We start from the raw sequence: 5,339 nt of genomic DNA, 5'->3' as shown, positions 1-5,339 counted from the left end.
CGCCGCTTTAAAGAAATCGTTCCGGGAAAAGCGGAGGAAAAAAAGCTGTGCAGCCAGTTTGAAGAGGCGAGCGATTACTCTCCGTATCAGGCGGTCAAAAAAGCAAAGGAACAAACGGAAGATACGAAAATTAAAATGTAATGAGAAAATCCAAAACAAAAAGGGATGGCACAACAGGCCATCTCTTTTTGATTAAACTGATACTTTCTGCGTTAGGCGGTAAAGGAAGGCGAGTTTTTCAAAAGCCGCTTCGATTTCGGATAGAAACGCCTCTTCGCTCATTTGCAGCACTTCGTCTTTTGAAAGCTGAATACCGCAAAGCGCTTCTGCTTTCTTCACGTTGACGAGCCGTTCAAACAGGTTTTCCAGATCTTTTTCATTCATCTCAGACTGTCTCTTGGCATCAGGTTTCGTATGATCGGCCGACCAGAAAAAGCGACTAGGAATGTTGCTTTCAATGTCCGGCAGACGCTTCTTAAACAGCTGGCCGTATTCCTGCTTGAGAGGAGACTCATAGATCAATGCAAACCATACGAACACGTGGGTTTCCCATAAACCAATTTGGAAATGAGGCAGCTTTTTATAGCCGCGCTTATTGTTTGCGAAAGCAACCCAGCTGTCGTCCGGCGGATTGACTGAGCGGCGCGCGTGCTTTGCGACGTGGACAAACATTTCGTCTCCTGTCAAAGCGGACAGAACAGGCGCAAAATGATCGCCGAGCCCTTGAAGTTTCGGGCGCACTGTTTCTTTCAGAACGCTCATCCGCGCATCTAAACCTTCTATTGTAAATGTACGAAAATCTTCTTCAGTAAAACGCAGACTGCTCATTGTGTTCCTCCTTGTCCAATCAGTAAAGATATTGTATCACAGTCGGCTTTTCAAACAAAAAATTACGTTTCGCCTTGCGGATTTTGGGGAATTGTTAGGTAAACACACAATTTTTAGAATAACGTTGCGAATGCTTGAGCACTTCATACGATATGAATAAGAAATTAATATAAATCACGCTTAGGACTATAACCAGAAGGATTCTTTTTGAAATCAACTTTCTCTGGAGGGGGCGTAGGGCACATGAAACCAATTGTAAAACAAGGATTGAAAGAGGAAAAAGACAATCGGGCCGCTGTTTGGAGGCTTGAGGTCGATTATGAACTAGCAACGCTTTTTGAAGCCATGGAAAAAAAGGATGAAACCCAAATCGAGTTGAGCAAGCGCAAACTGGAACGACTCAGAAAAGAATGGATCAGATTACATGGTTGAAACCATAATAAAAACGAACCGTTTGAGAGGTTCGTTTTTATCTGGGCTGCCTGATCATTTGTCATTTTTCTTGATTTTTCCCGGTTAATATCAGTATGCTATGAATAAATCAACAGGTATACATAGAAAAGAGGTAGTGTGATGACAAACTGGAAAGAAATCGACTGCCTGGCGAAAAGCTGGGTGAAAGAAGCTGGTCAGAGAATTAAGCAATCAATGAAAGAAAAGATGACGATTGAAACGAAATCGAATCCAAATGACCTTGTCACAAACATTGACAAGGAAACAGAGCGTTTTTTCATTGAAAAAATCCAATCGGTTTTTCCGGATCATCATATTCTTGGCGAAGAAGGCCAAGGGGACAAGCTCACATCTTTGGACGGCGTCGTTTGGATCATCGATCCGATCGATGGTACGATGAACTTTATCCATCAAAAACGTAATTTTGCGATTTCAATCGGCATTTTTGAAAACGGAAAAGGCAAAATCGGCTTGATTTATGATGTGACTCATGATGAGCTTTATCACGCTTTTCAAGGCGAAGGTGCTTACATGAACGATACAAAGCTCGGCAAGATGAAAGAAGTGCCGCTTGAAGAATCGATTCTGGCCATTAATGCGACATGGATCACCGAGAACAGACGGATCGATCCAAGCGTATTATCCCCGCTTGTCAAGCGCGTCAGAGGGACCCGTTCATACGGTTCAGCGGCTTTGGAACTCGCTTATGTAGCGGCCGGCAGAATGGATGTGTATGTGACGATGAGGCTGGCTCCTTGGGATTACGCTGCCGGCTGCATCCTGCTTGACGAGGTCGGCGGAACATATACGACAATTGACGGGAAGCCGCTCAATTTTCTTGAAAACCACAGCATTGTAGCTGGCAATCCGGCAGCTCACCGGGCGATTTTCAACGAATATTTGCCGCATGAATAGCAGGTCTTTCTCTTCTTATGATTTCGCCTTTTTTGAGGAGCTGGTCGAAGCGAGCCCCGATTGGGCGAAGGAAGAGCTTGGCGGAAACAGCCTGGAACGCTATATGAGTGCTTATGCGATGTATAATGGTGAATGGCTCGTGTGGGAAGACGGGGGCTTGCCGGCGGCTCTCAGCTTTCATCTCGAATGGGCGCCTTCTAATGGCAAGCCTTGGCTCGGAACGCTTCTTGTTCACCCCGATTTCCGCCAAAAAGGCCGGGCAAAAGAAGTGATTAAAACGATCGGAAAATGCTTGAGAGAAAAGGGGCATAAAGCGTTGTTTGCGGCGGTGCCTTATGAAAAGGACGAGTGGCTGAACATGCTCGCCCGTTCGGGGTTTGAACAGCTGAAAACAGAAAAAGACGAGCGGGGAAAACGATATTTGATTATGGTGTTGCCCCTTGCTTGAGGCTTCAATGAGACTTGTTTGACAACAGGTCTCATTTTTTATGATTTTTTGAAACAATATGCAGCGTTGTTTGTCTATGATGATGAGGCCTTAATTTGTTGTAAAGGAATTGTGGAAATTGATTGAACTATTTAGTGATTATGTGCTCCATTTTGAACGTTATTTTATTTTAAGCAGACAGAGCATGCTTGTCATTCAATGGTGTTTGACAGGGCTTGCCCTTCTGTATGCCGTATCATTTCATCCGAAAGTGAGCAGGCGGAGCCTCTTTTTTTATGCAGGCATCGCGCTCAGACTGATTCTGGTGGGCGCCCTTTCGTTTGAATTGGCTCACCAAATGAAAGCGGCTGAGTTTTCAAACCTGTACATAGAAGAACAAGATGCGCTCCTGCCTTTTATGCAGTTTTTGCTGTTCGGCTATATTTTGCTAGTCTCTTTTCATTATATGANNCAATTGCTGCTTGTATTGGTGCTGCTCATCGGGATTCCGGGGCTGATGATCAGCTTGTTTTTTCAGCTTTATTGGAAAAGAAACCGCTATGTTCTCCTTTTGATTTTTTATATTGTGACGATCGGCGGTTTGTTCATCAAAAAGCTCGGCTACGAATTTTTTCCGCTGAACGTATTTCTGACAATGCTCGGTTTTCTTATGACGTATCATTTGCTGAATGGATCGAGAAAGCCTTTTTTGATGGTGAAGCGTGTTTTAACCGCGGGCACCGCCGTATTTTTTACACTACTTCTTAACCCTTTTTACAATTTGGCAGATGCCGCTTTTACAATCTCACACCCTGATGTTTCAGACGTGGTTGATGCCAATTTTCAACCTGTTTCGGTTAAAGAAGCGAAGCAGACTGTCAGCTCGTTTTTTCCGACGGAGAGCTTTATCTATTTGTCAGCTACCAACCAGGATTTTCACAACGTTTATCATTTTAAAACGAAGGATTACGAGGTGGATGTCGACGGCTGGACGGGATTAATCACCAATTATCAAAATCAAAAGGAGCCTGGCGGGAATACGCTGTCCGATCAGGCATATATCAAGCGGTCGAAGCAATTTCTGCGTGAACACGGCCGGGAACTTGACCAACGAATCAAGGCAAAGGTAAGCCGTGATGACGGCGAAGTTACTGTTGATTTTTACCGTGAAGGCCAGAACCCCGAGTTAAGCACAATGTCGTTTACATGGTGGAAGGAAACACTGATGGGTTTTTCCGAGGACACGTCTGTTTACAACTTAGAAAGCGTGAAACAAGCCCGCGTTTCCGGTCAGGATATTGAGCGGGGTGTTAAAGCGGTCTATCGTAAGCTGGGCATAGCCGTCTCATCTTATCAGCTGACAGATATTGATTTATTATTCCCGTTCAGCCTCAACTCGGCAGCCATCAACGTGAAGACAAACGACGGAACGGAGATGGAATTCCATCCTGTAACAGGTGCGTTAACGGCTATTACGTTCAAATCTGAAAGCGTCTTGCCTTATCGCGGACAAGAGCTCGAAAAACGCTTGCTTTCATTATTTGATCAAGACTTTTCCAAGCTGAAAAGGGTGGAGTTAGAAAAGGATCTGATAGAATTTCAGAAAAAAGAAAGAGATGCTGTGTTAAATACGGTCTGGACCATGACGAAACATGAAGAGGGAGCTTATCTGACGGTGAGAAAGAACTTTCAAAGAGCAGATGAAAAACCCCCCTACACGTATGCAGACGGGGAAAAAGCTTTTCAGAAAGTGTCTGAACGCTATCAAAAAGGGTTGGTCTATTATAAACGGACGAAGCTTGCGATTGTTTCAGACGGGGATCAAAAGAGCCGATATGCGTGGCTTGTCATCATCCAGCCATTCGGCTCAAATGAACATGACGCATACTGGGTCGATGCCGAGACTGATGAGGTGAAACATTTTGATGACAAGTGAGGAAAAAAAAGCGGTGTTTCTCGATTTGTACGAGCTCTATCAAGAAGGTGAACTGGAAGAGGAAACCGTGATCTGGATGAAAGAGCATGAGCAGCATTTTCAGGGCCTGGCTGAAGCGGCAGCAGTCGAGAATAGAGAGCTTCCCCGCATACAAATGGCAGATGATCGTCAGCAACTCCGTCATATCAAGGTTTTTGTTTACTCGTTGTATGGTGCTTTCCTGCTCCTTTCGATTTGGATGACGGTGTGTTTTTTTTTCTAAATGGCTTCTAATAAAAAACAGACGATTGAAGATCTGTACAGAGAATATTATCATGACATCATGTACTATTTGTACAGGCGAACCCATCAGCTTGAGACGGCGAAAGGCCTGGCACAGGATACGTTTCTGAAAGCTTTTGCGGGCCTGGAGTCTTTCAGGGGCCATTCCTCGATCAAAACATGGCTGTATACGATCGCGCATCATACGTTTATCAACTGGTACAGAAAAGATAAAAAAATCCAGTTTTCCGATGTGACGGCTTGCGGTGACATGGAACAGCACACGTTTGAAATGCCTGAGCGCCATTTGGCAAACGCCATAAGGCAGGAGGAGCTGAAACATCACATTGACCGGCTGAAGGAACATTATCAGACCGTGCTCATTTTAAGAGAGTTTCAGGAGCTGTCATACGAGGAAATCGCAGAAGTGCTGAATTGGAAACTGTCAAAGGTAAAAACCAATCTTCACCGGGCCCGCCTGGAGCTGAAAAAAAGCTTGGAAGGCAGTAAATCCCTTAC

At 44.6% G+C, this 5,339-nt stretch carries 8 protein-coding genes; 7 read left to right on the top strand and 1 reads right to left on the bottom strand.

Annotated elements, in window-relative coordinates; translation table 11 throughout:
• A partial coding sequence (locus BTA31_RS21485) for a UPF0223 family protein (RefSeq protein WP_193427270.1) occupies positions 1–141 on the top strand: 141 nt, incomplete at its 5' end.
• Positions 142–192: 51 nt separating this feature from the next.
• On the opposite strand, the gene BTA31_RS21480 is transcribed toward BTA31_RS21485, so the two are convergent.
• Positions 193–828 (bottom strand): YktB family protein, encoded by a 636-nt coding sequence (locus BTA31_RS21480; RefSeq protein ID WP_076794157.1) that lies wholly within the window; start codon positions 826–828, stop codon positions 193–195.
• Positions 829–1,071: 243 nt separating this feature from the next.
• Between BTA31_RS21480 and BTA31_RS21475 the strand changes: the two genes are divergently transcribed.
• From BTA31_RS21475 to BTA31_RS21450, 6 genes are all read left to right on the top strand, one after another.
• Positions 1,072–1,260, top strand: a complete 189-nt coding sequence (locus tag BTA31_RS21475) for a hypothetical protein (protein ID WP_003181425.1) — start codon at positions 1,072–1,074, stop codon at positions 1,258–1,260.
• 141 nt (positions 1,261–1,401) lie between these two features.
• Entirely contained in the window at positions 1,402–2,196 is a 795-nt protein-coding gene (locus tag BTA31_RS21470; RefSeq protein WP_076794154.1) for an inositol monophosphatase family protein, read from the top strand.
• Complete coding sequence (locus BTA31_RS21465) at positions 2,189–2,644, top strand: GNAT family N-acetyltransferase (protein WP_076794152.1); 456 nt, start codon at positions 2,189–2,191, stop codon at positions 2,642–2,644. Before BTA31_RS21470 ends, BTA31_RS21465 begins: the two co-directional genes overlap by 8 nt.
• Positions 2,645–3,095: 451 nt before the next feature.
• On the top strand, positions 3,096–4,559 hold a 1,464-nt coding region (locus tag BTA31_RS21460; RefSeq protein WP_239693256.1), incomplete at its 5' end, for a hypothetical protein.
• A complete protein-coding gene (locus tag BTA31_RS21455; protein ID WP_076794147.1) occupies positions 4,549–4,821 on the top strand; it encodes a hypothetical protein in 273 nt (90 codons plus the stop codon). The genes BTA31_RS21460 and BTA31_RS21455, both read left to right, overlap by 11 nt.
• Positions 4,822–5,339: sigma-70 family RNA polymerase sigma factor (locus BTA31_RS21450; RefSeq protein ID WP_076794145.1), on the top strand; the 518-nt coding region annotated here is incomplete at its 3' end. It lies immediately after the preceding gene.

This window comes from Bacillus haynesii (genome assembly GCF_001969855.1).
GTDB lineage: Bacteria > Bacillota > Bacilli > Bacillales > Bacillaceae > Bacillus > Bacillus haynesii.
Note: the sequence above shows the minus strand (reverse complement) of the source record. Positions and strands in the feature narration are given on the sequence as shown.

What these genes read in the sequence shown, in the direction of transcription:
- BTA31_RS21475 (WP_003181425.1), top strand. Translation starts at nt 1,072, where the DNA reads ATGAAACCAATTGTAAAACAAGGATTGAAAGAGGAAAAAGACAATCGG.
- BTA31_RS21455 (WP_076794147.1), top strand. Translation starts at nt 4,549, where the DNA reads ATGACAAGTGAGGAAAAAAAAGCGGTGTTTCTCGATTTGTACGAGCTC.
- BTA31_RS21470 (WP_076794154.1), top strand. Translation starts at nt 1,402, where the DNA reads ATGACAAACTGGAAAGAAATCGACTGCCTGGCGAAAAGCTGGGTGAAA.
- BTA31_RS21480 (WP_076794157.1), bottom strand. Translation starts at nt 828, where the DNA reads ATGAGCAGTCTGCGTTTTACTGAAGAAGATTTTCGTACATTTACAATA.
- BTA31_RS21465 (WP_076794152.1), top strand. Translation starts at nt 2,189, where the DNA reads ATGAATAGCAGGTCTTTCTCTTCTTATGATTTCGCCTTTTTTGAGGAG.